The 24,384-nt window shown below is 69.7% G+C and carries 21 protein-coding genes and 1 pseudogene; 12 read left to right on the forward strand and 10 right to left on the reverse strand.

The window, feature by feature from the left end; translation table 11 throughout:
- Positions 1 to 96: 96 nt before the first annotated feature.
- The gene (locus AC1PLR_RS01255; RefSeq protein ID WP_371184104.1) at positions 97 to 621 is read right to left on the reverse strand and encodes a DUF2059 domain-containing protein; all 525 of its coding nucleotides are present in this window, start codon (positions 619 to 621) and stop codon (positions 97 to 99) included.
- Positions 622 to 782: 161 nt separating this feature from the next.
- Here AC1PLR_RS01255 and arfB point away from each other — a divergent pair, with 161 nt between their 5' ends.
- Positions 783 to 1,214 (forward strand): alternative ribosome rescue aminoacyl-tRNA hydrolase ArfB, encoded by a 432-nt coding sequence (gene arfB / locus AC1PLR_RS01260; RefSeq protein WP_017907723.1) that lies wholly within the window; start codon positions 783 to 785, stop codon positions 1,212 to 1,214.
- Positions 1,215 to 1,265: 51 nt separating this feature from the next.
- Positions 1,266 to 1,820: a lysophospholipid acyltransferase family protein gene (locus AC1PLR_RS01265; protein ID WP_420010298.1), complete on the forward strand. Its 555-nt coding sequence runs from the start codon at positions 1,266 to 1,268 to the stop codon at positions 1,818 to 1,820.
- 367 nt (positions 1,821 to 2,187) lie between these two features.
- On the opposite strand, the gene AC1PLR_RS01270 is transcribed toward AC1PLR_RS01265, so the two are convergent.
- The 3 genes from AC1PLR_RS01270 to AC1PLR_RS01280 form a co-directional block, all read right to left on the reverse strand.
- The gene (locus AC1PLR_RS01270) at positions 2,188 to 5,223 is read right to left on the reverse strand and encodes a TonB-dependent receptor (protein WP_481102400.1); all 3,036 of its coding nucleotides are present in this window, start codon (positions 5,221 to 5,223) and stop codon (positions 2,188 to 2,190) included.
- A 114-nt stretch (positions 5,224 to 5,337) separates the two neighbouring features.
- Complete coding sequence (locus tag AC1PLR_RS01275) at positions 5,338 to 6,384, reverse strand: FecR family protein (RefSeq protein WP_481102401.1); 1,047 nt, start codon at positions 6,382 to 6,384, stop codon at positions 5,338 to 5,340.
- Positions 6,365 to 6,937 carry an RNA polymerase sigma factor gene (locus AC1PLR_RS01280; RefSeq protein ID WP_209030423.1) on the reverse strand — a complete coding sequence of 191 codons (573 nt, stop codon included), beginning with the start codon at positions 6,935 to 6,937 and terminating at the stop codon, positions 6,365 to 6,367. Before AC1PLR_RS01280 ends, AC1PLR_RS01275 begins: the two co-directional genes overlap by 20 nt.
- Positions 6,938 to 7,288: 351 nt before the next feature.
- Here AC1PLR_RS01280 and AC1PLR_RS01285 point away from each other — a divergent pair.
- From AC1PLR_RS01285 to lepB, 6 genes and pseudogenes are all read left to right on the forward strand, one after another.
- Positions 7,289 to 7,810 (forward strand): annotated as a pseudogene (locus AC1PLR_RS01285) (cyanophycinase); the annotation flags it as partial.
- 264 nt (positions 7,811 to 8,074) lie between these two features.
- On the forward strand, positions 8,075 to 9,040 hold the full coding sequence (locus AC1PLR_RS01290; RefSeq protein WP_481103511.1) for an isoaspartyl peptidase/L-asparaginase family protein: 966 nt from the start codon (positions 8,075 to 8,077) through the stop codon (positions 9,038 to 9,040).
- Positions 9,041 to 9,257: 217 nt separating this feature from the next.
- Complete coding sequence (gene dcp / locus AC1PLR_RS01295) at positions 9,258 to 11,417, forward strand: peptidyl-dipeptidase Dcp (protein ID WP_481102402.1); 2,160 nt, start codon at positions 9,258 to 9,260, stop codon at positions 11,415 to 11,417.
- Positions 11,418 to 11,519: 102 nt separating this feature from the next.
- Entirely contained in the window at positions 11,520 to 12,029 is a 510-nt protein-coding gene (locus AC1PLR_RS01300) for a hypothetical protein (RefSeq protein WP_481102403.1), read from the forward strand.
- 154 nt (positions 12,030 to 12,183) lie between these two features.
- Complete coding sequence (locus tag AC1PLR_RS01305) at positions 12,184 to 12,576, forward strand: hypothetical protein (protein WP_481102404.1); 393 nt, start codon at positions 12,184 to 12,186, stop codon at positions 12,574 to 12,576.
- 134 nt (positions 12,577 to 12,710) lie between these two features.
- Positions 12,711 to 13,340 (forward strand): signal peptidase I, encoded by a 630-nt coding sequence (gene lepB / locus AC1PLR_RS01310; protein ID WP_481102405.1) that lies wholly within the window; start codon positions 12,711 to 12,713, stop codon positions 13,338 to 13,340.
- 124 nt (positions 13,341 to 13,464) lie between these two features.
- Here the strand turns inward: lepB and AC1PLR_RS01315 are convergent, their stop codons facing one another.
- Both AC1PLR_RS01315 and AC1PLR_RS01320 read right to left on the reverse strand, forming a co-directional pair.
- Positions 13,465 to 14,394, reverse strand: coding sequence for an oxidoreductase (locus AC1PLR_RS01315; RefSeq protein ID WP_481102406.1), 930 nt, complete (start codon positions 14,392 to 14,394; stop codon positions 13,465 to 13,467).
- On the reverse strand, positions 14,391 to 15,443 hold the full coding sequence (locus AC1PLR_RS01320) for an MBL fold metallo-hydrolase (protein WP_481102407.1): 1,053 nt from the start codon (positions 15,441 to 15,443) through the stop codon (positions 14,391 to 14,393). Before AC1PLR_RS01320 ends, AC1PLR_RS01315 begins: the two co-directional genes overlap by 4 nt.
- Positions 15,444 to 15,535: 92 nt before the next feature.
- Here AC1PLR_RS01320 and AC1PLR_RS01325 point away from each other — a divergent pair, with 92 nt between their 5' ends.
- A complete protein-coding gene (locus tag AC1PLR_RS01325) occupies positions 15,536 to 16,168 on the forward strand; it encodes a TetR/AcrR family transcriptional regulator (protein WP_481102408.1) in 633 nt (210 codons plus the stop codon).
- Between the two features lie 33 nt (positions 16,169 to 16,201).
- Here the strand turns inward: AC1PLR_RS01325 and AC1PLR_RS01330 are convergent, their stop codons facing one another.
- The 4 genes from AC1PLR_RS01330 to AC1PLR_RS01345 all read right to left on the reverse strand — a co-directional run bounded on the left by AC1PLR_RS01330 (position 16,202) and on the right by AC1PLR_RS01345 (position 19,906).
- The gene (locus AC1PLR_RS01330) at positions 16,202 to 16,552 is read right to left on the reverse strand and encodes a VOC family protein (protein ID WP_481099595.1); all 351 of its coding nucleotides are present in this window, start codon (positions 16,550 to 16,552) and stop codon (positions 16,202 to 16,204) included.
- Between the two features lie 70 nt (positions 16,553 to 16,622).
- Positions 16,623 to 17,354, reverse strand: a complete 732-nt coding sequence (locus tag AC1PLR_RS01335; protein WP_481102409.1) for a DUF6597 domain-containing transcriptional factor — start codon at positions 17,352 to 17,354, stop codon at positions 16,623 to 16,625.
- Between the two features lie 128 nt (positions 17,355 to 17,482).
- The gene (locus AC1PLR_RS01340; RefSeq protein WP_481099597.1) at positions 17,483 to 18,745 is read right to left on the reverse strand and encodes a cation:proton antiporter; all 1,263 of its coding nucleotides are present in this window, start codon (positions 18,743 to 18,745) and stop codon (positions 17,483 to 17,485) included.
- A gap of 192 nt (positions 18,746 to 18,937) precedes the next feature.
- On the reverse strand, positions 18,938 to 19,906 hold the full coding sequence (locus AC1PLR_RS01345; protein WP_026144209.1) for a LysR family transcriptional regulator: 969 nt from the start codon (positions 19,904 to 19,906) through the stop codon (positions 18,938 to 18,940).
- Positions 19,907 to 20,014: 108 nt separating this feature from the next.
- On the opposite strand from AC1PLR_RS01345, the gene aceB reads away from it, so the two are divergent.
- From aceB to AC1PLR_RS01360, 3 genes are all read left to right on the forward strand, one after another.
- Positions 20,015 to 21,655, forward strand: a complete 1,641-nt coding sequence (aceB, locus tag AC1PLR_RS01350) for a malate synthase A (protein ID WP_481102410.1) — start codon at positions 20,015 to 20,017, stop codon at positions 21,653 to 21,655.
- Positions 21,656 to 21,800: 145 nt separating this feature from the next.
- A complete protein-coding gene (gene aceA / locus AC1PLR_RS01355) occupies positions 21,801 to 23,096 on the forward strand; it encodes an isocitrate lyase (RefSeq protein ID WP_010343745.1) in 1,296 nt (431 codons plus the stop codon).
- 236 nt (positions 23,097 to 23,332) lie between these two features.
- A complete protein-coding gene (locus AC1PLR_RS01360; RefSeq protein ID WP_481102411.1) occupies positions 23,333 to 24,376 on the forward strand; it encodes a GGDEF domain-containing protein in 1,044 nt (347 codons plus the stop codon).
- Positions 24,377 to 24,384 lie beyond the last annotated feature (8 nt).

A 24,384-nucleotide genomic window follows, 5' to 3' on the forward strand; every position in this document is an offset into this window, starting at 1 on the left:
GGCGGCGCGCCGCATGGCCGGTGTGGCAGCGGCGACGTCGGGGCACCACGAGTAACGACGGAAGCCGCTCCTACGACGCGCATGGCCAGCGCTGTGTTACTTGGCCGGCGGCGCGTTGACCGTCTGTTCCAGATCCTTCTGCAGGTCGGCGAACAGCGGGGTCATCTTCTGCTGGATCGCGCCCATCAGGTTCTGCATCAGCTGCGGGGTCTTGTCGAGCAGGCTCTGGCCGGCCGGGCTCTCGTAGAACTCGGCCATCGCCAGCACGTCCTGCTTGGAGAAGGTCTGCTTGTACAGGTTGACGTAAAGCGGACGCATCTCCTGCCAGGACAGCGCCTTGCGCACCGTGGCCTGGGTGCGCTCCTGGATCTGCTGCAGCTTCTGCTGCTGGGCGGCGTCGAGCGGGTGCTGCGCGGTGAGCTGGGCGAACTGCTGGCGCTGCATCGCCTCGATCTGCGGCAGCATGGTGTCGAGCATGTTCTGCGCGCGCGAGGCCGACAGCAGGCGGTTGACGTCGGCATCGGTGGGCGGCTCGGCCAGCGCCGGGAGGGCGGCCAGGGCCAGCAGCAGGGCCAGCAGCAGGCGCTGCGGCCAACGGAAGAAGCGCGGAGTCGGGGACATGGAGCATCCTGCAGAACGATGACCGGCGGCCAGAATACGGCAATCGCCGCGCCGCCGCCGGCTGCGCGGACGCGCGACCGGCCGGCGTCCGCTCCCTGGCTCGTTCAGGCGGCACCGACGCGGAAACCGGGCGGTCCGGCGAATACCCTACAATCCGCGCCATGGGTAACGGGGCCATCCACATCTCAAGCAGCCTGACGATTCCGGAGGACGAAATCGTCGAGCGCTTCGTGCGCGCCAGCGGCGCCGGCGGGCAGAACGTCAACAAGGTCGCCACCGCGGTGGAGTTGCGCTTCGACCTGGCCGGCTCGCCGTCGTTGCCGGAGCCGCTGCGCGCGCGCCTGCTGGCGCGGCGCGACCGCCGCATCACCGCCGACGGCGTGCTGGTGATCGATGCACAGCGCTTCCGTACCCAGGACCGCAACCGCGACGATGCGCGCCAGCGCCTGGCCGAGTTCATCGCCGCCGGGCTGTCGGTGCCGAAGCGGCGCATCGCCACCAAACCCTCGCACGGCGCCAAGCTGCGACGCCTGGACGCCAAGCGCGAGCGCAGCCAGATCAAACGCGGCCGCTCGCCCGGCCGCTGGGAGTGACTTTTGACCGAACGCGATTACCGCCTGCCCGCCGCGCCCCCGAACATGCCGATGGTCAAGCCCAGCCGCTTCATGCGCTGGCTCGGCCGCACCGCCCTGCGGATGACCGGCTGGCGGGTGGTGGGCGAATTTCCCAATGTGCCCAAGCTGGTGATGATCGTGGCCCCGCATTCGTCCAACTGGGACGGGTTCCTGGGCTTCGCGGTCAAGTTCGCGGTCGGCTTCGAGGTGCGGGTGCTGGGCAAGACCCAGTTGTTCTGGTGGCCGCTGGGACCGCTGCTGCGCAAGCTCGGCGGCATCCCGCTGGACCGCAAGTCGCCGCGCGGGGTGGTGGAACAGGCGGTGGCGCTGATCCGCGGCGCCGAACGCATGTGGTACGTGATCACGCCGGAAGGCACGCGCAAGCGCGTGGAGAAGTGGAAGACCGGCTTCTGGAAGATCGCCCACGGCGCGCAGGTGCCGATTTTCCCGGTGTACTTCGACTACCCCAGCCGCACCGTCGGCCTTGGCGAGGTGGTGTGGACCAGCGAGGACATGCAGGCCGACATCGCCGCGATCCGCGAATGGTACCGGCCGTGGCGCGGCAAGCATCGCGATACGTTGTGACGGGCAGCGGCGGCTGACGGCGGCGCGCATCCGCCGTTTTATCCAACGGCACCAACCGATGCCGTAGGAGCGGCTTCAGCCGCGAGCGGGACATCGGGAAAGCGCCGGTCGCGGCTGAAGCCGCTCCTACGGTGCATGGGGCAGGCGCCGTTGTGGGAGGGACTTCAGTCCCGACGCAGGAACGTACCAAGTGGCTTTGAGCTTCATTCGTCGCGGCTGAAGCCGCTCCCACAAATACGGCGCAGCATCGTCGGAGGGCTGCACTGTGGGAGGGACTTCAGTCCCGACGACGGACGGTATCAGCCGACCATTCGCTTTCGCTCATCGCGGCTGAGGCCGCTCCCACCTGCACGCTTCGCTCCCGGCGCTACAACGCGCTGCCGCCGAACTTCTGCGTGTACTGCAGGTACACGCTGCGGCCCACGGTATCGAACCAGGACACGTCGTAGTACGGATACGACGTATAGGTGCGGTCGTGCGGCGGCATCGCGTCGAACAGGTTGGTCACCGTCAGCGACAGTTGCGCGTGGTCGGTGAAGCGGTACTGCAGCGAGGCGTTGTAGCGGTAGGTGGCGCCGATCCACGGGCTGTCGCCGCTCTCCGGGTCGTAGACCTGGTCGTAGGAATCGGAACTCGGCAGCCGCCCCAGGCGCTCGCCGTGCAGCGTCGCGGTCCAGGCGTTGCGCTCCCACGACACGCTGGCGCTGGCCTTGGTGCGCGGGATGTCGTAGCCGCTGTTGACCGCGAACTCGTCCACCATCGCTTCGCCGGCGTACACCTGAATATCGTGGCGGCGCACCCAGGTGTAGTTGCCGCTCAGGCGGAAGGTGCCGATGCCGGTGTCGAGGCGGTACTGCGCGCTCAGGTCGATGCCGTTGGTGCGTTCGCGGGCGATGTTGATCGGGTTGACGTAGACCCCGTACAGGCGCCCGTCGGCGCTGCGGGTGACCCGCGCCAGCGCCTGCTGGCAGGTGGTGGAGGTGGCCTGCAGCACGCCGAGCCGACAGTCGGCCTCGTCGCGCAGCACCTGGTCCACGCGCAGGTCCTGCACCTGGTCGCGCATGTCGATGTCGAAGTAGTCCAGCGACAGGTCCAGGTCCGCCAGCGGCGACCACACCAGGCCGGCGGTCCACGAGGTGCTGTTCTCCGGGTTCAGCGCGCGGTTGCCGCTGCGGCCGCGGATCAGCGCTTCCTCGTTGTAGCTGCAGTCCTGGATCGCCACGCCCGGTTCCTCGCTGGCGCAGCGGTAGTAGTCCACGCCAGTGGTCTCGTCGTTGCCCGGGCCGGCATACACGTAGTGCAGGTCGGGCGCGCGGAACGCGGTGCCGTAGGAACCGCGCACCAGCAGCGACTGCACCGGCCGCCACTCCAGGCCGCCGCTGTAGGTGAACTTGCCCAGCGAGCGCCCGGCGAAGCGGTACTGGTCGTAGCGCCCGGCCAGGCTCAGCGACACCGTCGACAGCACGGGCAGGCGCAGTTCGCTGGCCAGCGCCCAGCGGTTGCGGCTGCCGTGGCCGTCGGAGTCCTTCCAGCTGTAGTAGTAGTACTGCGTGGCCAGCGGATCCGGGCGCAGGTTGTAGCTCTGGTTGCCGAACTCGGCGGTCGCGGACATGCCGGCATCGCCGCCGGGCAGGGAGAACAGTGCGGTGTTGGTGGCGGTGAAGGCGAGGGTGTCGGTGCGCGAGCGCGGCTGGTACACGGTGCGCTGGGCGATGCTGTCGTATTCGGCGCGGCTCAGTGGCGTGTACAGGCGCTGCGGGTCGGCGTCGAAGATCGGCAGCCCCGAGTCGTCGTCCACGCCCAACTGCGGGCCGAGGAACAGCGCGTTGGCGCGCGCGGCGGCGATCTGCGGCCAGCTGATGGTGGCCTGGTATTGCGAGTGGCTGAGGCTGGTCTCGTAGTCCCAGTCCGCGCCGAGGTGGCCCTTGAACCCGGTGGTGACGCTGAAGGTCTTCTGCCGGGTGCGGATGGTGCCGGCATTCAGTCCGCCCATCTCCTCCGGGCTGAACTGGCGGCCCCAGGCTTCCACCTGGCCGGTGGCCTGGTTGTAGAAATAGCCTTCCTCGTTGCCGTCCGGGGCGATGTAGCCCCACTGGGTCACGTCGCGGAACAGCGACAGCTCGTGGTAGCCCATCTGCACGTCGGCGAACCATTCGGTGCCGTTGTCGAAGGCGTAACGCAGCGAAGCGTAGCCGTTGAGGCCGCGGCGCCTGTTGGTGATGGTGCCGTAGCCGATCGAGGCGCTGCTGCCGCAGAACGCGCCGTAGCCCGGGCGCGTGGCATAGGTGGTGCTGCCGCCGTTGAGCGCGGATACCGCCGCGCAGGTGTCCGCGCCCGGGTCGAGATAGTTGTCGTCATAGTCGGTGCGCAGGAAGGTGCGCCGCGGCACCTGCGAACGTGCGGTGGGGCCGTCCAGGGTGCTGTCCTGGCGGCTGCGCTGGTAGGCCCACAGCGGCGTCTGCGACACCAGTTCGGCGCCGAACACCGCATCGAAGTTGCCGCGCGACCAGCCGCTGCTGAGGCTGAGGTTGAAGCTCTCGCCGCCGCCGCGGGTGGTGTCGCCGAAACGGTAGTCCAGCGTGGTGCCGTCGGCGTGCTTCTTGAGGATGAAGTTGACCACGCCGGAGATCGCGTCCGAGCCGTAGATCGCCGAAGCGCTGCCGGTCAGGATCTCGATGCGGTCGATCATGCCCAGCGGGATGTTGGAGATGTCGGTGAAGTTGCTGCGGCCCTTGAACGGCATCGGGAAGTCGGCGATGCGGCGGCCGTTGACCAGCACCAGGGTGTGGTTCGGGCCGAGTCCGCGCAGGTCCACCTGCTGCGCGCCGGGCGAGAAGTCCGCACCGCTGGCCGACTGCGGGCTCTGTGTCTCGCCGCCGTTCTGGGTCATCGCGCGCAGCACGTCCGGCACCGAGGTGAAGCCGTTGGCCTTGATCTGCTCGGCGCTGATCACGCTGATCGGCGCCGGGCCTTCCACCTGCGTGCGCGGGATGCGCGAGCCGGTGACGCGCAGGGTCTCCAGTTGCGCCACCGGGGCGTCGGCCGTCGCGGCCGGCGCTGGCGCGGCGGCGCGGGCCGGCTGCGCGCGCGCCGGTGCCGGTTCCTGGCGCCGCACCAGCCATGCGCCGGAGGGGTCGCGCTGGGCGACGAAGCCGCTGCCGCGCAGCACCTGCTGCAGCGCCTGCGCCGTGTCCAACTGGCCATGCGCGCCGCCGCTGCGGGCCTGGCCAAGCTGGTCGGCGCGATAGATCAGTTGCACGCCCGATTGCCGCGCCAGGGTGTCCAGCGCCGCGCGCAGCGGGCCGGCGGGGATGTCCACCGTGCCGGTGGCGGCCACGGCAGCGGGTTGCGCCTGCGCCGCACAGGCGCTCGCACAGGCCATGCTCAGCAGCAGGGCACGCATCGGATACCGCATCGAGTTTTCTCCCCAAACGGGCGCGGAGCGCGCCTCCGTAGCTCCAGGACGAACGAGACCGGCAAATCCCCCCGCCATCGCGCCTGGCCGGCGCGCGGCGGCTCACCGGCTGTGCAACAGCACCGTGTCGCCGCGGCGTTCGGCGCGGATCGGGAACCCCTGTTCGAGCAGGCGCACGAAGGCGTCGACATTGGACCAGCGCACGTTGCCGCCGACCCGCAACGCCGCGGCGCCGGCATCGGCGACCTGCAGCTTGACCGTGTTGTAGCGGTTGAACTCGGCCACCGCCGCCTGCAGCGGGGTGTCGTCGAAACTCAGATAGCCGCTGCGCCAGTCCAGCACGCGCTCGGCCTCGGCCAGCGCCACCCGCCGCACCAACACCCCGTGCGGGCCGGCCTGGGCGATGCTGCCGGCGTGCAGCAGCAGCGGCGGCGCCTGCGGTGCGCCGGCCGATTCCAGCCGCACCGTGCCTTCGGTGACCACCACGCGCAGCGCATCGGCCTCGCGGCGCACCGCGAAGCGCGTGCCCACCGCCACCACCCGGCGCGCGCCGCTGTCGACCACGAACGGCCGGGCCGGATCCTTGCTCACCGCGAAGAACGCTTCGCCGCGCTGCAGGTCGATGCGCCGCTGCGCGCGCGACAACGCCACCGCGATGCGGCTGTCGCTGCTCAGCGTCGCCTGCGAACCATCGGCCAGGGCCACCGGGCGCAGTTGGCCGGTGACGCTGGCATAGGCGGTGGGGACCGGTTCGACGGCATGGCGCCAGAGCAGGGACAGCACCGCGACTCCCAGCACTGCCGCGGCCAGCGCGACCGGCCAGCGCCGTCGCGGCCGTGCGCGCGGGCGTGGGGCGAAGCGCAGGCCGCGCAGGTCCGGTGCGGTCGAGGTCGCCGGCGCGACCACGCGGCCGCCCAGGCCCTGCCAGCGGCCGCGTTCGGGCACCTGCCCATCGCGTTGGCCTGCACCCAGCGCCTGCAAACGCCCGCTCTCCTGCCAGGCGGCCTGCAGGCGCAGGAATGCGACCCTGTGCGCGGTGGCCGCGGCCAGCCACGCATCCAGGCGCGCCTGCCGTGCGTCGGTCCAGTCGCCGCGGTCGCGCCGCGCCAGCCAGGCCGCCGCACGCGCCTCAATCCACCTGCTGTCCATCGCGTGCCCGCGCCTGCAACGGCCTCGCCGGCGCCGCCGCGCCCTCGTCGCCATGGAAATGATCGGCCAGCAGGCGCATGCCGCGGGCCACCTGCTTCTCCACGCTCTTCTCGCTGATTCCCAGGCGCACGGCCACCTCCTTCTGCGGCAGTTCCTCGACCCGCCGCAGCCAGACCACGCTGCGGCAGCGGTCCGGCAACCGGTCGAAGGCCGCCGCCAGCCGACCCAGCACCTGCCGTCCGCCGCACCAGCGTTCCGGCGACAGCTCGTCTATCAGGACGTGCATCGACTCCAGATCCCCCACCGCCTCGATCGACACCACCCGGTTGCGGCGCAGGCGGTCGGTCATCAGGTGCCGCGCGGTGGCGAACAGGAACGACTTGGGCAGGCTCGGCCGCGCCTTGCCGGCGGCCTCGTAGACGCGCACGTAGATCTCCTGGCGCAGGTCGTGCCATTCCTCGCGGTGCGGCCAGCAGCGCCGCAGGTAGCCGCTGAGCGCCTGCTCGTGGACCAGGATTTCTTGGACGAACCAATCGTCGAGGGAAGCGGACATGGATCCCACATTAGCCGATCGCCGGCAGCTGCGGGCAAGTGCCGCGCGCGCCGACGTGGGAGGGTAAGACGGCGGGGGGAAACCGTGCCGCCGTTCGTCCCCTCTCAGCAACGAGCCGCACGCTCGCCTGCCCGCCCCGTTCCTGAGGAGATCCGCATGACCCGTTCCGTCGGCCTGTTCCGGCCCTGGCTCTCGCTGCTGCTGGGCCTGTGCCTGGCCACGCCCGCCGTCGCGCGCGATTACCGCCAGTATCTGGTCGGCGATCCGGCCGCGCCCACACCCGGCCCGGTGTCGCCCGGCCTGCTGCTGATGGGGGGTGGCGACCGCAACTACGACGCGCTGCGCTGGTTCATGGCCAAGGCCGGGCATGGCCACGTGGTGGTGCTGCGCGCCTCGCAGGCCGGCGAGGTGGGCGAGGAGTTCTACCGCAAGGTCGGCGGCGTGGCCTCGGTGGAGACCTTCGTGTTCAGCGGCCGCGGCGCCTCCAGCGATCCGGCGCTGCTGCGCGCGCTGGCCCGCGCCGACGGCATCTTCATCGCCGGCGGCGACCAGTCGCGCTACGTGCGCTACTGGAAGAACACCCCAGTGGCCGACGCGCTGGACGCGCACGTGCGCGCCGGCAAGCCGCTGGGCGGCACCAGCGCCGGCCTGGCGATGCTGGGCGAGTACCTGTACGGCTCGATGGACGGCGGCAGCATCACCAGCTCGGCGGCGTTGGCCGACCCGCTGGGGCCGGCGGTCACCATCGAGACCGACTTCCTGCATCTGGACCTGCTCAAGCGGGTCATCACCGACACCCATTTCCGCGAGCGCGACCGCCTCGGTCGCCTGTTCGCGTTCCGCGCCAAGGCCGCCACGCTGGCGCCGAAGGGGGAACCGCTGATCGGCCTGGGCGTGGACGAGAGCGCCGCGGTGGCGGTGGAAGGCGACGGCACCGCGCGCGTCTATGCCACCGATCCGCAGGCCGTGGCCACCGTGGTCGCCGGGCCGTTGCAACCGCCCACCCCGGCCGGGCAGCCGCTGCAGGCCGCGCGCATCGAGACCGTCGGCGTCGGCCCCGGCTCCACCCTGCATCTGCCCGACGGCCGCGTCGAGGCGCCGGTGTTCCACCGCTACTACGCGGTGCAGGACGGGCGCATGCGCGAGATTCCCGCCACCACGCTGGTGATTCATGGCGGCGCCGGCGTCGAGCGCGCCAGCAGCAGCGCCGCCGACCTGGCCGAGGCGCGCGCAGCGATGGAAAAGGCGCTGCGCACCGGGCAGGCGCTGCTGGCGCAGGGCAAGCCGGCGGTGGATGCGGTCGCCGCCGCGATCGCCGTGCTGGAGGACTCGCCACAGTTCAACGCCGGCAAGGGCGCGGTGTTCACCCACGACGGCCGCAACGAACTGGACGCGGCGATCATGGACGGGCGCACCGGCAAGGCCGGCGCGGTGGCCGGCGTGCACCGGGTCAAGAACCCGATCGAACTGGCGCGCGCGGTGATGGACCAGTCCGAGCACGTGATGCTGGTCGGCGATGGCGCCGAGGTCTTCGCAAAGCAGCATGGCATCGCCCTGGTCGACCCGTCCTACTTCCGCACCGAGAAGCGCTGGCAGCAACTGCAGCAGGCGCTGAAGGAAGAGGCCAACAAACAGGCGCACGCCGATCTGGAAACCGCCAAGCACTTCGGCACGGTCGGCGCGCTGGCGCTGGACCTGCAGGGCAACCTGGCCGCCGGCACCTCCACCGGCGGCATGACCAACAAGCGCTACGGCCGCGTCGGCGACTCGCCGATCATCGGCGCCGGCACCTTCGCCGACAGCCGTTGCGCGGTGTCCGGCACCGGCTGGGGCGAGTTCTACATCCGCGCGGTGGCCGCCTACGACATCTGTGCGCGGGTGAAGTACGCCGGGCAGAGCCTGACCCAGGCCGCCGACGCGGTGATCGACCAGCAGATCCCCAAGGCCGGCGGCGACGGCGGCGCCATCGCGCTGGGCACCGACGGCAGCGTGGCCTTCCCGTTCAACACCGAGGGCATGTACCGCGGCTGGATCGGCGCCGACGGCGTGCCGCACGTGGCCATCTTCAAGGACGAGGCGCTGCCGCTGCCCGGCGGGCAGTGAGCCTTGCACGCCGGCGTGCCTGCGCGGTGCGCCGGCCGGCCTGGGAATCGCGCTGCGGGCCGCGTGCTGGTGGCGCCGGCGCCATGCCCGCGCCCGGCCGTCTGTACGCCGGCTGGCTGCCGCGCCGGGCCGAGCCAATGGCACATGCCGCTGCCATGCAAACCCGGTAACGTGGGCGGCTGTCTTGACCCCAAGGTCCTCCCAGGAGTTCCACCTCATGTCGCGTAACGTCGTTCTGGCCGCCGCCATCAGCCTGGCGCTGGCCGCCTGTTCCGGTAAGGAGTCCACCCCCGTGCCCGCCGCCCCCGCTGCCCCGGCCGCCGCGCAGCCCGCCGCCGCCACCAACCCGCTGCTGACCCCGAGCACGCTGCCGTTCCAGGCGCCGCCGTTCGACAAGATCAAGGACAGCGACTACCTGCCGGCGTTCGAAGAAGGCATGAAGCAGCACCTGGCCGAGATCCGCAAGATCGCCGACAACCCGGAGCCGGCCACCTTCGCCAACACCCTGGAGGCGATGGAGCGCAGCGGCGAGACCCTGACCCGCGTCTCGCGCATCTTCTTCGGCCTGGTCCAGGCCGACACCAACGATGCCCGCCAGAAGATCCAGGAAGAGATCGCGCCCAAGCTGGCCGCGCACCAGGACGAGATCAGCCTGGACCCGAAGCTGTTCGCGCGCATCAAGAGCCTGTACGACCAGCGCGACACGCTGACCCTGGACCCGGAGCAGAAGCGCCTGGTCGAGTACGAATACCAGGAGTTCGTGCGCGCCGGCGCGCAGCTGTCCGACGCCGACAAGGCCACCCTGCGCAAGCTCAACGTGGAAGAGACCACCCTGGCCACGCAGTTCCACACCAAGCTGGTCGCGGCCACCGCCGCCGGTGCGGTGGTGGTGGACGACAAGGCCAAGCTCGACGGCCTGTCCGACGGCGACATCGCCTCGGCCGCGCAGGACGCCACCGCGCGCAAGCTCGACGGCAAGTACCTGCTGGCCCTGCAGAACACCACCCAGCAGCCGGTGCTGGCCTCGCTGAAGGACCGCGACCTGCGTCAGCAGGTGATGGCCGCCTCGCAGTCGCGCGCCGAGAAGGGCGATGCCAACGACACCCGCCAGACCGTGCAGCGCCTGGCGCAGTTGCGCGCGCAGAAGGCCAAGCTGCTCGGCTTCGACAGCTACGCCGCCTACAGCCTCAGCGACCAGATGGCCAAGACCCCGGCCGCGGCGCTGAAACTGCTCACCGACACCGTGCCTGCCGCCACCGCCAAGGCGCGCAGCGAAGCGGCCGAGATGCAGAAGGTGATCGACGCCCAGAAGGGCGGCTTCAAGCTCACCGCCGCCGACTGGGACTTCTACGCCGAGCAGGTGCGCAAGGCCAAGTACGACCTCGACGAAGCGCAGATCAAGCCGTACTTCGAACTGGACAACGTGCTGCAGAACGGCGTCTTCTACGCCGCCAACCAGCTCTACGGCCTCACCTTCAAGGAACGCACCGACATCCCCACCTACCACGACGGGATGAAGGTCTATGAAGTGTTCGACAAGGACGGCAAGTCGCTGGCGCTGTTCTACACCGACTACTTCAAGCGCGACAGCAAGTCCGGCGGCGCCTGGATGGACGAGTTCGTCGGCCAGAACGGCCTGACCGGTACCAAGCCGGTGGTCTACAACGTCTGCAACTTCACCAAGCCCGCCCCGGGCCAGCCGGCGCTGCTGAGCTTCGACGACGTCACCACCATGTTCCACGAGTTCGGCCATGCGCTGCACGGCATGTTCTCCAACGTGAAGTACCCGACCCTGGCCGGCACCTCCACCTCGCGCGACTTCGTCGAATTCCCCTCCCAGTTCAACGAGCACTGGGCGTCGGATCCGAAGGTGTTCGCGCACTACGCCAAGCACTACCAGACCGGCGAGGCGATGCCGGCCGACCTGGTGGAGAAGATCAAGAAGTCGCGCACCTTCAACCAGGGCTACGCCACCACCGAGTACCTGTCGGCGGCGCTGCTCGACCTGTCCTGGCACACCCTGCCGGCCGACGCGCCGCTGCAGGACGTGGACAAGTACGAGGCCGACTCGCTGAAGAAGTACAAGGTGGACCTGGCCGAAGTGCCGCCGCGCTACCGCACCACCTATTTCGACCACATCTGGGGCGGCGGCTACTCGGCCGGCTACTACGCCTACTTCTGGTCGGAAGTGCTCGACGACGACGCGTTCCAGTGGTTCAAGGAGCACGGCGGCCTGACCCGCGCCAACGGCGACATCTTCCGCGACAAGATCCTCTCGCGCGGCAACACCGTCGACCTGGCCACCCTGTACCGCGACTTCCGCGGCAAGGACCCCAGCGTCGAGCCGCTGCTGGAAAACCGCGGCCTGAAGAACTGATCGGCGCTGCGCCGATCGGGTGTGTGGAGAACGGGATGGTCTTGCGGCCATCCCGTTTTTGTTGGAGTGTCCGGATACTCCATTCACCACAAGGAGATGGTCATGAAGGGAAGCTGGATTGTCGGTATGGCGCTGCTGGGCGCCTGTTTTGCGGCGTCTGCCGCAGGGCGATTGGATATCCAACTGGAACACACGCAAGCAGCCAGTGAGAGCACGGGCACAGCGGTCATTACGATCACTCTGGCCAACGCGGGCGATCAGCCGATCGCGGTGCCGGATGCCTATATCCCCGAGGTGAACCGCGACGGGCAACTGCAAGCGAATGTGTTCCGAGTGCTGCAGGAGGACGGAAGTCCTGTGGCCTACCGTGGCATCTACGTGAGCCAGCTACCGGGTTCGAGGCCCGACGTGATCCTGCGTCCGGGCGAGTCGAAATCCGCGACGGTGGATCTGTCCCGGAACTACCGGATCGTGCCTGGACGCCGCTACTCGGTGGCTGTGCAGCCGTTGTTGCGGTACCGCGAATTGCCGGCGGCGACAGCGGCGAACGCTCCTGATCGCGTCGGCTCACTGAAGGCTGCCACGTCCAACCGCATCGAGGTCACACCATAGGTAGCTGCCGAGGGCGTGACCGCCGTGCTTTTGCTCGCACGCTGGCGCGCGCTGTGGTCTGGGAAAGTACGCTCGAACCGCCCAGGTGGCGTGTCTCGACAGATACGGCATCATTGCGGTTGATTCATCCACCCGATGCATGGGGGTTCGAAACATGATGGTGGGTCTGGCGCTTCTGATGAGCGTGGCAGCGGGTTCGGCGCATTTCCACGAATCGCGACCGGAGAGCTTTTCCAATGTCTGCTGGTCCGAGGCTGGCGGGGATTTGCTGGGGACGACGATCTGGATCCTGCCCGCCGTCGATGGCACTCGGCTGTTGATCCAGCGCTACGAGGGCGGTCCGTTGACCCCGTCCTTGTTCTCGACGCATGCCGAAGACGAAACGCTCGTGGTGTACTCGGACCGGAACGAACCGCTCTACGCGGTGCGTCGCGACGGGAAAGGCGCGCGGATCACCTATCTCGATGGCGAACAAGGGAGGGATGGCGGACACGAGGAACGTCTGCCTCCGGTCGTCAAAGTGGGTGAGTTTCCGGACTGCAAGTAGTTGCCGTCTGCATGGTGTCGGCATGCGTCTGTGCCGGGCGGCGCCATGCCTTTCGTCACTGGTCCCCCGAGCCGCCGAGCGCGCACTGTCGCGATGACACATCCCGTGCCGCCCTCGCTCATCCCAGGTACCCCATGACCCACGCCGATCCACATGCCACCCGCCTGCAGCGCGCCGCGCGCTGGACCCGCAAGGAACTGCTGCCGATGGTGGTGATGCTGTTGCTGCTCACCGCCGCGCGGTCGTCCTTCGCCAATCACTACGTGGTGCCCTCCGGCTCGATGCAGCCGACGCTGCAGCCCGGCGATCGCGTTGCCGTGGACATGAGCGCCTACGGGCTGCGCGTGCCGTTCACCGAGTACCGCGTGCTCGAACGCGACCGACCGCAGCGCGGTGACGTGGCGGTGTTCGATTCGCCGCACGACGGCACCCGCCTGATCAAGCGCGTGGTGGCGGTGGCGGGCGATCGTGTAGACGTGCGCGATGGCCATCTCTCCATCAACGGCCAGCCGCTGCAGGTGGACGCCGCAGGCGATCAGGAGCGGTTCGGCGCGCGCATCGCCCAACTCGACCTGAACGCGGGTGGCGGCCCGGACCTGCACGATGTGCGGGTGCCGCCCGGCAAGCTGCTGGTCATGGGCGACCATCGCGGCGACAGTTTCGATGGCCGCTATTTCGGCTTCGTCGATGCCGACAGCGTCTATGGCAAGGCGCTGGCGGTGTTCTATCGTCGCGGCGAGGGATTCGAGTGGGTGCGGCTGTAGGGCGCGGCTAACGACGAGGGAACATGCTCCGTAGGAGCGGCTTCAGCCGCGACGGGCATTCCCGGTAACGCCTGTCGCGGCTGAAGCCGCTCCTACGGAGGCAACCTGCGGTGCCGCGGTGCAGTCAGACCGCCACGCCCGCCAGCGTGCACGCCATCTCCCACAACCGCGCGGCCGCCTGCGGATCGCGTGCCTGCCGGGCGATCCTGGCCGGGGCCGGGTCGCCTTTCAGCTCGAACAGGCCGTCGGGCCCGTAGTACCCGCCGGGCTGGGCGTTTGGCGAGGTGGCGGCGTAGAGCGTGGGCAGCGCACCGGCGGCGGCGGAATGGGTGATCCATGCGCCCAGCCACTGGGTCGCCGCGCCGATCGCGGTGCGGCGACCGTCGACCGCCGGGCCATTGGCGATCAGCGCCGTCTGCGCGAAGCCGGGATGCGCGGCCAGCGCGCGCACGCCCCAGCCCTGCGCGTCGCTGCGCCGCTGCAATTCCAGCGAGAACATCAGCATCGCCAGCTTGGATTGCCCATAGGCCTTCCACGGCCGGTAGGGACGTTCGCACTGCAGGTCGTCGAAGTCGATGCGGCCTTGGCGGTGCGCCAGGCTCGACAGGTTCACCACGCGTGCGGCCGGCGCAGCGCGCAGCAGCGGCAGCAGCCGCGCGGTCAGCGCGAAGTGGCCGATGTAGTTGCTGCCGAACTGCAGTTCCAGGCCGTCGGCCGTGGTCTGCCGCTGCGGCGGCGCCATCACGCCGGCGTTGTTGATCAGCACATCCAGCCGCGGGAAGCGCGCCGCGATGCGCTCGGCGAAGGCGGCCACCGACGCGAGCTGCGCCAGGTCCAGCGCCTCCACGCGCACGTCGGCCGCCGGATGCGCGGCGAGGATGGCCTGCCGCGCGCTCTCGCCCTTGCCCGCGTTGCGCGCGGCGAGCACCACGCTGGCGCCCGCGCCGGCCAGGGCCAGCGCGGTCTCGTAGCCTAGGCCGCCAGGGCTGGCACCGGTGACGATGGCGATCTTGTCGCGCTGCGACGGCAGGTCGGACAGTGTCCAGCGGCTCACAGCGACACCCCCTGCGCCAGTGCGCGCCACCAGCGCTCGCCGTGCGCAGGCTGCGCCAGGTCGACACGCTCGCCCATGCGCGGCGTGGCCAGCGCCACGCCGGCGGCGTCGGCCAGTGCCGCGAGGCGTTCGAAGGGTTCGTGCCAGGCGTGCATGGCCAGGTCGAAGGTGCCGTTGTGGATCGGCAGCAGCGTGCGTCCACCGATGTCCAGATGCGCCTGCAGGGTCTGCTCCGGCTGCATGTGCACGTGCGGCCAATCGACATCGTAGGCGCCGTTTTCGATCAGGCTCACATCGAACGGGCCCAGCCGCTCGCCGATCGCCTTGAAGCCGTCGGAGTAGCCGCCGTCGCCGCTGAAGAACAGCTTCAGGTCGGGCGTCTCAATCGCCCACGAGCACCACAGCCGGCGCCCGCGGTCGAACATGCCGCGGCCGGAGAAATGCTGCGCCGGCGTCGCGGTCAGCGTCACCCCGTCCACCGTGGTCGACTGCCACCAGTCCAGTTGCCGCACCTTGTCCGCAGCCACGCCCCAACGCCGCAGCAGGTCGCCCACGCCCAGCGGGGTCACGAACATCCCGACGCGCTCGGCCAGGCGGCGGATGCTGGCGCGGTCCAGGTGGTCGTAGTGATCGTGCGAGAGGATCACCCCGGCGATCGGCGGCAACGCGTCCAGCGCGATCGGCGGTGCGTGGAAGCGCCGCGGGCCGGCGAACGGAAACGGCGAGGCGCGTTCGGAGAACACCGGGTCGGTCAGCCACAAACGCTCGCGCAGCTTGAGCAGCACGGTGGAATGGCCAAGCCGGTACAGGCTGCGGTCTGGCGCCGCCAGCAACTGCGCGGCGGTCAACGGCAGCACCGGCAGCGGCTGCGCGGGCACCGCCTCGGCCGACTTGCGGGTCAGCAGATGCCACAGGATCCGCAGGGTCCCGGCCAGGCCGGGCGCGCCGCTGGTGCCCGGGGTGGCGTTGCGGAAGCGGCCGTGGCGGTACTGCGGCGACGCCAGATGCGCAGGCGGAACAGGGGACAGCGAGGAAGCGGACGCGGACATGGCAGCAATCCTTGGAAGACGAGCGCGAGAATTACACTGCACAGTGTAGTTTCCTTTTCGTGAAAGTAAACCGGTCGGTGTAACATCCGCCCATGGCTTCTCCTTCCACGCCCGTTCCGGTACGGCTGACCGAGCGCAAGCGCCAGGCGATCCTGGAGGCGGCGATCGCCGAGTTCCATGGCCATGGCTTCGAGGCCACCAGCATGGACCGCATCGCGGCCAGCGCCGGCGTGTCCAAGCGCACCGTCTACAACCATTTCCCCAGCAAGGACGCGCTGTTCGACGAGATCCTGGTGCAGCTCTGGCAACGCAGCCTGGATACGGTCGGCGTGCCCTACGACCCGCAGCAGCCGCTGCGCGCGCAACTGCTGCAGTTGCTGCAGCAGAAGCTGCAGATGTTCGACGACTCCGCCTTCCTGGGCCTGTCGCGGATGGCGATGGTCGAGGGCCTGCGCGCGCCCGAGCGTGCGCGCGACCTGGTCGCGCGCCTGGGCAGCAAGGAGGAGGGCACCCTGGTGTGGTTGCGCGCGGCCCTGGCCGATGGGCGGCTCAAGCCGCTGCAGCCCGAGTTCGCCGCGCAGCAGTTGCATGCGCTGATCAAGGGCTTCGCGTTCTGGCCACAGCTGAGCATGGGCCAGCCGCCGCTCAGCCCAGCGCAACAGGCCGAGGTCGCCGCGTCGGCGGCCGACATGTTCCTCGGGCATTACGCGCGCGATCCGGACTAGCGCGGCCGCATCGTCGCGCGTGCGCAGCGGCCATCAGCCCTCGCACCACACCGCCAGTTCGTAGCCGTCGCGGTCGGCGAAGTGGAAGCGGCGTCCGCCAGGGAAGGCGAACACCGGGCGCACGATGCGGCCGCCGGCGGCCTCGATGCGCGCCTGGGTGGCGGCGAGATCGTGGGAGTACAGCACCACCAGCGCGCCGCCGGGCTGCGGCGTACCGTGGAAGAAGCCGCCGCTCAGGCGGCCGTCGCGGAACTCGCAGTAGTCCGGGCCGTAGTCCTGGAAGCTCCAGTCGAAGGCCTGGCCATAGAAGGCCTTGGCCGCATCGATCGAGGCGACGGCGAATTCCAGGTAGTCGATGCGGTGATGCTGTTCGGCGCGGGACATGGGCGGCTCCTGTGGACGAGTCGCCAGTATCCCGCGCCGCGGCGGCGCCGGCTTGGCGAAAACGGCCAACTCAGCGCGCGTGCCGCTGCACCAGCTCGCGCGGGCTGACCCCGGTCAGTTGCCGGCTGTCGCGCACCAGGTGCGGCGCGTCGCCGTAGCCGGCCTCGAGGGCGGCCGCGGTCAGGTTGGGATGCTGGCGGACCAGGCCCAGGAAGCGTTGCAGGCGCAGGATGCGCTCCAGGGTCTTGGAGCCATAGCCGAACGCGTCGTGGCTGCGTCGCCGCAGCGTGCGCTCGCTGATGCCCAGCGCGGCGGTCAATGCGGCCAGTCGCGGCGGTGTGCTGCCGGCGAGTTGCGCGAACAGCCAGGCCATCGCGCGGTCGGGCTGCAGCGGCCGGCTGGCGCACAGCGCGTGCAAGGCCGCCAGCGGATCGGCGGCATCCTCCAGCCGCGCCTGCCAGTCGCGGCCGCGCATGCCCCACAGCGCGTCCAGCGGCACGCGCTGGTCGGCGACGGCATGCAGCGGCACGCCGAGCAGGCTGGCGCCGGCCCCGGCCGCCAGCCGTATGCCGGTCAACACGCTGCCCGGCGCCAACGTGGCGTCGCTGGCGCGGCGGTCCGGCCCGGCCACGAACAGCGCGCGGCCGTCCCAGATCAGGTCGACGCAGCCGTCGGGCAGCACCTGCGTCGCAGCGGTGTCGGCCTCGCCCTGGCGGAACCGCCAACTGCAGCGCAGGCGGTCGCGCAGTGCCGGTGGCGGGCCAACTTCGACGTAGTGCGATGGCGTCTGCGCCGCGCTCATCGCGCAACGCCGCGGCGCGCATGTGCCGGGGCGCCGAGGCATGTGGCGCGTCGCATCGCTGCGCAGCGTGCACATGCGGTCCAGGGAAACGTGTTCGCCATCGCCATCGCCATCGCCATCGCCATCACTCAGCGCCTGCGACCCGCGGCGTGCAGCCGTTCGGTCGTCGAGGCGGCGGAAGGGCGCTGGAACCAGGCCACCATGGGAGAGGCCATCAGCGTGGTCAACAGGGTCATGCCGAACAACAGCGTGAACAGGTCGGGGCCGATGAGGCCGCTGTCCAGGCCGATCTTGATCACCACCAGTTCCATCAACCCACGCGCGTTCATCAACGAGCCGACGGTCAGGCTGTCGCGCCAATCGTGGCCGCTCAAGCGCGCGCCCAGGGTGCAGCCGACCAGCTTGCCGGTCACGGCCACGCCGACAACCACGGCGAAGCCGACGAAGCCGGCGCCGGCGAAGGCGGTGGGGCTGGTGGCCTGGCCTGCCACTGCGAACAGCACCGGCATCAGCAATGCGATGGCCAACGGTTCGATGCGCTCGCCCAGATGCTCGAGGAGGCGGTCGTCGCGGGGCAGGCACACGCCGAACAGGAACGCGCCGAAGATCGCGTGCAGACCGATCCATTCGGCAGCCGCCGCACAGCCGAGCAGACCGATCAGTACCCAGGCCAGTGCCGTCGGCGCGTAGCGCCCGTCATGCGCACGCGGTCGCAGCAGGCGCGCGTAGACTGGGCGCAGCACGCCGAAGGTGATCGCGATCAGCGCCAATGCACCCAGGACGGTCGCACCGACGCCGCCATGCACATTGCCGCCGGTCAGTGTGAGCACCACGGCCAGGAAGATCCACACGGTCGCGTCGTCGATCACCGCCGCACCCAACGCCAGGCGTCCGGCCGGAGTGCGGGTCATGTTGCGGTCCTTGAGGATGCGCGCCAACACCGGGAAGGCGGTGACCGACATCGCCGCCGCAATGAAAAGCGAGAACGGCCAGAAGCCGATGCCCGGCGGGGCGAACTGCGGAAACAGCCAGGCGCCGGCCGCCAGCCCCAACAGCAGCGGCAGCACGATGCCGGACACGCCGACCGCCAACGACGCCCGGACCTGCGCCTTGGTGCCTTCCGGTGCGCGCAGCTCCACACCCACCACGAACATGAACAGCGCGACGCCGACGTTCGCCAGCCCCGACAGGGGCGGCAGGCTTGCCGGCGCGAACACCAGGCCGTGCCAATGAGGCAGCCACACACCGAAGGCGATCGGGCCAAGCAGCAGGCCGGCCGCCATCTCGCCGATCACCGGCGGCTGGCCGACCCGTTGCAGCAGCATTCCGCACAGGCGGGCGGCGCCGAGGATCAGCGCCAACTGGATCAGCAACAGCGTCGTGGGGTTCATTGCGCTTCCTTCCTGGGGTCGGAGCGGATGCCGAGGGCGCCATGCGCCCGGTGGTCCCCAGCGAGCGCAACGTGCCGCCAGTGTATGTCAGTGTGAGAGCGGCATCTGCCGGGGGAGGCGATCGGGGGCTGCCGCATTGGGGGGGCGGAGCGCGACGCGCCATGGCCGGGAACGCGCCTGCTGCCACGACGCTCACCGCTCCGACGGCCCGCTCTCGTCGTAGCCGCGCGGGGTGAACAGGTCCGGCTGGATGAGTTCGATGAAGGCGCGCGCCTGCGGCGACAGGTACTTGCCCTTGCGCACCACCACGCCGTAGCTGCGCGCCGGGAAGTAGTCGCCCAGCGCGCGGGTGGCCAGGCGCGCGCGGTCGGCGTCGGTGAGGCAGATCGAACTGACGATGGACACGCCCATGCCCATCGCCACGTACTGCTTGATCACTTCCCAGCCGCCGACCTCCAGCGCCACGGTGTAGGGCACGCGCGCCTGCTGGAACACCAGGTCGACCAGGCGGTAGGTGACCTGGCGCCGCGGCGGCAGGATCAGCGGGTAGGGCGACAGGTCCTCCAGGGTCAGCTTCGGCTTGCGTGCCAGCGGATGGTCGTGCGGGGCGATCAGCAACTGTTCGAAGCGGTACACCGGGGCATAGCTGAGGTCGGCGGGGACGTCGAGCATGGAGCCGACCGCCAGGTCCACCGCGTCCTCGCGCAGCAGGTCGGTGCCGTCGGCGCTGATCGCGTTGTGCAGCGTCAGCCGCACCTGCGGGTGGCGGGCGCGGAAGGCCTCCACGATCTTCGGCAGCAGGTAGAGGATGGTGGAACTGTTGGCGGCCACGTTGAGCTCGCCGGCGTCCAGCCCGCGTGCCTTCTCGCGGAAGTCGGCCTCCAGCCGGTCCAGGCTCTCCACCAGCGGCTGCGCCATCTCGTACAGCAACTGGCCCTCGCGGCTGGGCACCAGGCGCCGGCCGCTGCGCTCGAACAGCACCACCCCCAGTTCCCGTTCCAGCGCCTGCAACTGCAGCGTCACCGCCGGCTGGCTGACGAACAAGGCCTCCGCGGCCCGCGACACCGCCCCCAGGCGCACCGTCTGGCAGAACGCACGCAACGGTTTGAGCCGGTCGGATTTGTAAGGAAATCGAGGGGTTGCAGCGCTTCCCGTGGCCATGACGTGATGGATATAAGGATAACTTATATAAAGCATTGACAAAACTGCTTTGTCAAATATATGCCCTGGCAGCACGGTGGAGCCCCGGAAACATCGAGGAATCCCCACATGTCCGCCCCCGCTTTCGCTGTCGCTCCAGACCCCACGCGTTCCACGCCGGGCATCGCCCTGACCACCTCGCTGGCCGGCCAGGACGCCCTGCTGCCGCCGCCGCTGCTGGCCCTGCTGGTGTCGCTGCACCGGGCGATCGAGCCGGAGCGGCAGGCGCGGCTGGCGGCGCGCCGCGAGCGCCAGGCGTTCTTCGACGCCGGCGGCTTGCCGGACTTCCGTGACGACACCCGTGCGATCCGCGAGGGCGACTGGCAGGTGGCGCCGCTGCCCGAGGCGCTGCAGGACCGCCGGGTCGAGATCACCGGCCCGACCGATCCGAAGATGGTCATCAATGCGCTGAACTCCGGCGCCAAGGTGTACATGGCCGACTTCGAGGACTCGACCGCGCCGACCTGGCGCAACCTGGTCGCCGGCCAGCGCGCGCTGGCCGAGGCGGTGGCCGGGACCCTGACCTTCACCGCGCCGGCCGCGCGCGACGGCAGCCCGGGCAAGCGCTATGCGCTGCGACCCTATGAGGAACAGGCCGTGCTGATCGTGCGCCCGCGCGGCTGGCACCTGGACGAGAAGCACGTGCTGGTCGATGGCCAACCGCTGGCCGGCGGCCTGTTCGATGCGGCGCTGTTCGCCTTCCACAACGGCCGCGCACTGCAGGCCAAGGACCGCGGCCCGTACCTGTACCTGCCCAAGCTGCAGTCGATGGAGGAAGCGGCGCTGTGGGAAACCGCGCTGGCCCACATCGAGGACATGCTCGGCCTGCCGCAGGGCCAGATCAAGGTCACCGTGCTGATCGAGACGCTGCCGGCGGTGTTCGAGATGGACGAGATCCTGCACGCGCTGCGCGGGCGCATCGTCGGCCTGAACTGCGGCCGCTGGGACTACATCTTTTCCTACCTGAAGACCTTCCGCCGGCATCCGGACCGGGTGCTGCCCGAGCGCGGCCAGGTGACCATGACCCAGCCGTTCCTGAAGGCCTATTCGGAACTGCTGATCCGCACCTGTCACCGCCGTGGCGCGCATGCGATGGGCGGCATGGCCGCGCAGATCCCGATCAGCCACGACGAGGCGGCCAACGAACAGGCGATGGCGAGGGTGCGCGCGGACAAGCTGCGCGAGGTCACCGCCGGCCACGACGGCACCTGGGTGGCGCACCCGGCGCTGATCCCGATCGCCCGTGCGGTGTTCGACGAGCACATGCGCACGCCGAACCAGCATGCGGTGCGCCGCGAGGACGTGCAGGCCGACCGCGACACGCTGATCGCCCCGTCCCCCGGCACCATCACCCGCGCCGGCTTCGAGGGCAACATCGAAGTGTGCGTGCGCTACCTGGCGGCGTGGCTGGACGGCAACGGCTGCGTGCCGATCCACCATCTGATGGAGGACGCCGCCACCGCCGAGATCAGCCGCAGCCAGCTGTGGCAGTGGCTGCACGTGGGCGGCCTGCACCTGGACGACGGCACCGCCATCGACTTCGCCCTGTTCGACGCCTGCCTGCGGCAGCTGCCGGCACGGCTGGGCGAGCGCGCGCTGCTGCCGGGCGGGGCGCGGGTGGACGAGGCCATCGCGTTGCTGGATCGGCTGACGCGAGACGAAGAACTGGCCGATTTCCTGACCTTGCCGGCCTATCAGTTGATCGATTGATTGGAAGCCGGGAGTGGGGAGTCGGGAATGGGGAATCGTGAAAGCGATGTTCCCGCGTCGGACCCCTTACATGCCGGCCAAGCCTTCAATCCAGCCACACCCCCACCGTTTCATCGCTGCATCCATTTTTCGAGGAGAACGCCAGATGAGCACCACGTTGCAGACCGCCGAACAGATCCAGCGCGACTGGGACACCGATCCGCGCTGGGCCGGGATCACCCGCAACTACACCGCCGCCGACGTGGTGCGCCTGCGCGGCACGGTGCACGTGGAGCATTCGCTGGCCCGGCTCGGTGCCGAGAAGCTGTGGAAGTACCTGCACGAGAAGGACTTCGTCAACGCGCTGGGCGCGCTGACCGGCAACCAGGCGATGCAGCAGGTCAAGGCCGGGCTCAACGCCATCTACCTGTCCGGCTGGCAGGTCGCTGCCGACGCCAACCTGGCCGGGCAGATGTACCCGGACCAGTCGCTGTACCCGGCCGACTCGGTGCCGGCGGTGGTCAAGCGCATCAACAACACCCTGCTGCGTGCGGACCAGTTGCACCACGCCGAAGGCAAGGACGAGATCGACTTCCTGCAGCCGATCGTGGCCGACGCCGAGGCCGGCTTCGGCGGCGTGCTCAACGCCTTCGAACTGATGAAGGCGATGATCGAGGCCGGCGCGGCCGGCGTGCACTTCGAGGACCAGCTGGCCTCGGTGAAGAAGTGCGGGCACATGGGCGGCAAGGTGCTGGTGCCGACCCGCGAGGCGATCGAGAAGTTGAACGCCGCGCGCCTGGCCGCCGACGTGATGGGCGTGCCGACCCTGCTGGTGGCGCGCACCGATGCCGAGGCCGCCGACCTGGTGACCAGCGACATCGACCCCAACGACCGCCCGTTCACCACCGGCGAGCGCACCGTCGAAGGCTTCTTCCGCACCCGCAAGGGCCTGGACCAGGCGATCAGCCGCGGCCTGGCCTACGCGCCCTACGCCGACCTGATCTGGTGCGAGACCGGCAAGCCGGACCTGGAGTTCGCGCGCAAGTTCGCCGAGGCCATCCACGCCAAGTTCCCCGGCAAGTTGCTGGCCTACAACTGCTCGCCCAGCTTCAACTGGAAGAAGAACCTGGACGACGCCACCATCGCCAAGTTCCAGCGCGAGATCGCCAGCTACGGCTACAAGTTCCAGTTCATTACCCTGGCCGGCTTCCACGCGCTGAACTACTCGATGTTCAACCTGGCGCACGGTTACGCGCGCCGGCAGATGAGCGCCTTCGTCGAACTGCAGGAGGCCGAGTTCGCCGCCGCCGACCGCGGCTTCACCGCGGTCAAGCACCAGCGCGAGGTCGGCACCGGCTACTTCGATGCGGTGACCCAGGCGATCCAGCAGGGCCAGTCCTCGACCACCGCGCTGACCGGCTCGACCGAGGAAGAGCAGTTCCATGGCGAGAAGGCGGCCTGACCTGCAGCCAGGTGCCGATCGATCGCCCCTCCCTGGCAGGAGGTGGGAAGCCCGGGTTCGCCCGGGCTTTTTTTACGCGCGGGCGCCGATGGCGCGGCGACGATGTCTACCGCGTGCGACAGCTTGCTGCAGCGTCTCCTGGTGGGGCGAGATTGGCTGTGAAATGTATCGTGAGCGCCATGTGTAGGTGATATGCTCACCGGACAGGGGCCAGCGACGTCAGATTAGGGGGCCGGATGAGCTGCGACAGCGCCGCATCCACCGCACGCGGCACAATTTCCACTGCTGCGGTCGCTCCGAAGCCGAACGAGCTGGCGGTGCTGACCGCCGCGGAATTGCGCCTGTTTTCCGAATTCGGCCGCGCCCGCACGGTGCGCGCCGGCGACGTGCTGTTCCGCCGCGGCGATGGCGGCAGCGCCATGTTCGTGATCACCAGCGGCGTGATCGATCTGGATTTCGGCGAGGACCTGGTGGTGAAGCATCTCGGCCATGGCGAATTCTTCGGCGAACTGGGCCTGTTGATCGGCAACCACATGCGCAGCGCCGACGCCATCGCCGCCAGCGACGGCGCGCTGGTGGAACTGGATCACGACGACTTCCAGCGCCTGGTCGAGCGCGACCCGGGCGTGGTCGCCTACTTCCTCCGCCGCACCATCGTGCGCGTGGTGATGAACGAGCAGACCCTGATCCGCCAGCTGCGCCGGCGCAACCGCGACCTGGAAGCGGCGCTGGACAACCTCTACGCCACCACCCACCAACTCACCCAGACCGAAGAGCTGGTGCGTACCGACGAACTCACCGGCCTGCACAACCGCCGCGGGCTGATCCTGCGCCTGCAGGAGTGCCGCCGCGACGGCCGCTCGCCCGGTCCGGGCCTGCTGCTGATCGACTGCGACCGCTTCAAGCACATCAACGACGCCCACGGCCACCTGGTCGGCGACCGCGTGCTGCAGAACGTCGCCAACATCCTGCGCTCGGTGGCCGGGCCGGACGATATCGCCTGCCGCCTGGGCGGCGACGAGTTCTGCCTGCTGGTGGCCGCCGGCAACGTCGAGGATCTGCGCCGGATCGGCGAGTTCGTGCTCGCCACCGTGCAGAACCTGCTGGGCGTGCCGCACCCGGCGCCACACATCTGCCCGGTCAGCATCGGCATCAGCCGGGTCGACCCGCATTCGGACTGGAACGACTGGTACGCCAACGCCGATGCGGCGTTGTACGAGGCCAAACGCCAGGGCGGCAACCGGCTGTACTGGCACGACCTCGCCTCCGCCAACTGCTGAGCCACCGC

This window comes from Xanthomonas sp. NCPPB 3570 (assembly GCF_056725115.1).

What these genes read in the sequence shown, in the direction of transcription:
- AC1PLR_RS01265 (WP_420010298.1), top strand. Translation starts at nt 1,266, where the DNA reads ATGGTCAAGCCCAGCCGCTTCATGCGCTGGCTCGGCCGCACCGCCCTG.
- AC1PLR_RS01345 (WP_026144209.1), bottom strand. Translation starts at nt 19,906, where the DNA reads ATGGCCACGGGAAGCGCTGCAACCCCTCGATTTCCTTACAAATCCGAC.
- AC1PLR_RS01300 (WP_481102403.1), top strand. Translation starts at nt 11,520, where the DNA reads ATGAAGGGAAGCTGGATTGTCGGTATGGCGCTGCTGGGCGCCTGTTTT.
- aceB (WP_481102410.1), top strand. Translation starts at nt 20,015, where the DNA reads ATGTCCGCCCCCGCTTTCGCTGTCGCTCCAGACCCCACGCGTTCCACG.
- AC1PLR_RS01325 (WP_481102408.1), top strand. Translation starts at nt 15,536, where the DNA reads ATGGCTTCTCCTTCCACGCCCGTTCCGGTACGGCTGACCGAGCGCAAG.
- AC1PLR_RS01320 (WP_481102407.1), bottom strand. Translation starts at nt 15,443, where the DNA reads ATGTCCGCGTCCGCTTCCTCGCTGTCCCCTGTTCCGCCTGCGCATCTG.
- AC1PLR_RS01255 (WP_371184104.1), bottom strand. Translation starts at nt 621, where the DNA reads ATGTCCCCGACTCCGCGCTTCTTCCGTTGGCCGCAGCGCCTGCTGCTG.
- AC1PLR_RS01305 (WP_481102404.1), top strand. Translation starts at nt 12,184, where the DNA reads ATGATGGTGGGTCTGGCGCTTCTGATGAGCGTGGCAGCGGGTTCGGCG.
- AC1PLR_RS01335 (WP_481102409.1), bottom strand. Translation starts at nt 17,354, where the DNA reads ATGAGCGCGGCGCAGACGCCATCGCACTACGTCGAAGTTGGCCCGCCA.
- AC1PLR_RS01275 (WP_481102401.1), bottom strand. Translation starts at nt 6,384, where the DNA reads ATGGACAGCAGGTGGATTGAGGCGCGTGCGGCGGCCTGGCTGGCGCGG.
- AC1PLR_RS01330 (WP_481099595.1), bottom strand. Translation starts at nt 16,552, where the DNA reads ATGTCCCGCGCCGAACAGCATCACCGCATCGACTACCTGGAATTCGCC.
- AC1PLR_RS01340 (WP_481099597.1), bottom strand. Translation starts at nt 18,745, where the DNA reads ATGAACCCCACGACGCTGTTGCTGATCCAGTTGGCGCTGATCCTCGGC.
- AC1PLR_RS01280 (WP_209030423.1), bottom strand. Translation starts at nt 6,937, where the DNA reads ATGTCCGCTTCCCTCGACGATTGGTTCGTCCAAGAAATCCTGGTCCAC.
- AC1PLR_RS01290 (WP_481103511.1), top strand. Translation starts at nt 8,075, where the DNA reads ATGCGCGAGATTCCCGCCACCACGCTGGTGATTCATGGCGGCGCCGGC.
- dcp (WP_481102402.1), top strand. Translation starts at nt 9,258, where the DNA reads ATGTCGCGTAACGTCGTTCTGGCCGCCGCCATCAGCCTGGCGCTGGCC.
- arfB (WP_017907723.1), top strand. Translation starts at nt 783, where the DNA reads ATGGGTAACGGGGCCATCCACATCTCAAGCAGCCTGACGATTCCGGAG.
- AC1PLR_RS01360 (WP_481102411.1), top strand. Translation starts at nt 23,333, where the DNA reads ATGAGCTGCGACAGCGCCGCATCCACCGCACGCGGCACAATTTCCACT.
- lepB (WP_481102405.1), top strand. Translation starts at nt 12,711, where the DNA reads ATGACCCACGCCGATCCACATGCCACCCGCCTGCAGCGCGCCGCGCGC.
- AC1PLR_RS01270 (WP_481102400.1), bottom strand. Translation starts at nt 5,223, where the DNA reads ATGCGTGCCCTGCTGCTGAGCATGGCCTGTGCGAGCGCCTGTGCGGCG.
- aceA (WP_010343745.1), top strand. Translation starts at nt 21,801, where the DNA reads ATGAGCACCACGTTGCAGACCGCCGAACAGATCCAGCGCGACTGGGAC.